Below are 1,508 nucleotides of genomic sequence, written 5' to 3'. Positions count from 1 at the left end.
GTCCCGCCCATGAGCGGGACGCCGTCCTGCGTGTGTCACGGCTCGTGCGACCGGGCCGACGTCGGCCTGCCCGCATTTCGCTCCCCCGTACGAGCCCTCATACCAGAGCGGTACGCCGCGCGGGCAAGTTTGACAACAGCCCACCGTGCCTGAACGGTTGGCGACTACCGTGTGTGTCCAGTGATCAACGGTGGGCGATCGGACGGGAGGGTGTGTCCCACCCGTCCCCGAGGCCGCACACCGGACAACCCCGCACACGCCGATTCCTGGGACCCACGCACCAAGGACGCCGATGTCTCCACTCCGCGCACCCGCCGCGCCTCCCGACCGTCGTGAAGGCGGCGGACGGCACGGCCGGTCGGGCGCCCGTCCGCTGCCGGGCTCCGGCAGGCAGCAGCACACCCCGAACAGCCCGACGCCCCCTCCGGAGGCCGGCATACGCCCGCAGCTCCTGCGTGCCGCCGCGCTCCCGGCGGTCGTCGCCGCGCTCGGCGGTGCCGCCGCCGTGCTGTTCACCCTCCGCTCCACCGGTGCCCGGCCGTCCACCGGGCTCTGGATCGCGCTGGCCTGCTCGACCGCGCTGACCGTGGCCGCCTTCGCCGCCGCCGCCCTCGGCGCGGACCGCGCGGCCCGCTCCGTACTCGACCGGTGCCACGCCCTGCGCCGCACCACGGCCCACGGCCAGAACGAACTGCGCGCGGTCGTCGAACAGTTGCGCCGCGGCGAACAGCCACCCGTCCGCCGGACCCCGCCCCCGCCCCCCGGCGGCGACGCGTTCGACCTGCTGGCCCAGGAGCTCTCCCGCTCCCACGACACCGCCGTCGCCGCCGTCGTGGAGGCGTCCCGGCTGTCCAGCAGCGTCGGCAACGAGCAGAAGGTCGAGGTCTTCGTGAACCTCGCCCGTCGGCTCCAGTCACTCGTCCACCGCGAGATCCAGCTCCTCGACGAGCTGGAGAACGAGGTCGAGGACCCGGAACTGCTCAAGGGCCTGTTCCACGTCGACCACCTGGCCACCCGCATCCGCCGGCACGCCGAGAACCTCGCCGTGCTCGGCGGCGCCATCTCCCGCCGGCAGTGGTCGAATCCGGTCACCATGACCGAGGTGCTGCGCTCCTCCATCGCCGAGGTCGAGCAGTACCCGCGCGTCAAGCTCGTCCCGCCCGTCCACGGCACCCTGCGCGGCCACGCCGTCGCCGACGTCATCCACCTCCTCGCCGAACTCGTCGAGAACGCCACGGTGTTCTCCGCGCCGCACACCACCGTGCTGCTGCGTGCCCAGTACGTCACGGCCGGGCTCGCCGTCGAGGTCGAGGACCGCGGCCTCGGCATGCCGCCCGCCGAGCAGGAGAAGATGAACGCGCTGCTCTCCGACCCCGACCAGGTCAATGTGGCGCATCTGCTCCAGGACGGGCGGATCGGCCTGTACGTCGTCTCCGCCCTCGCCCGGCGGCACGGCATCGCGGTACGGCTCCAGTCGAACATCTACGGAGGCGTCCAGGCCGTCCTGG

1 protein-coding gene is annotated in these 1,508 nt (G+C 73.0%); it reads left to right on the top strand.

Going from position 1 to position 1,508, the window contains the following annotated elements:
- Window positions 1-292: 292 nt before the first annotated feature.
- Window positions 293-1,508 (top strand): sensor histidine kinase KdpD (locus HTZ82_RS08550; protein ID WP_175408697.1); only part of this gene is annotated, 1,216 nt, incomplete at its 3' end.

This window comes from Streptomyces sp. TRM64462, assembly GCF_013362995.1.
GTDB lineage: Bacteria > Actinomycetota > Actinomycetes > Streptomycetales > Streptomycetaceae > Streptomyces.
This window is presented reverse-complemented; position numbering and strand designations above follow the sequence as displayed.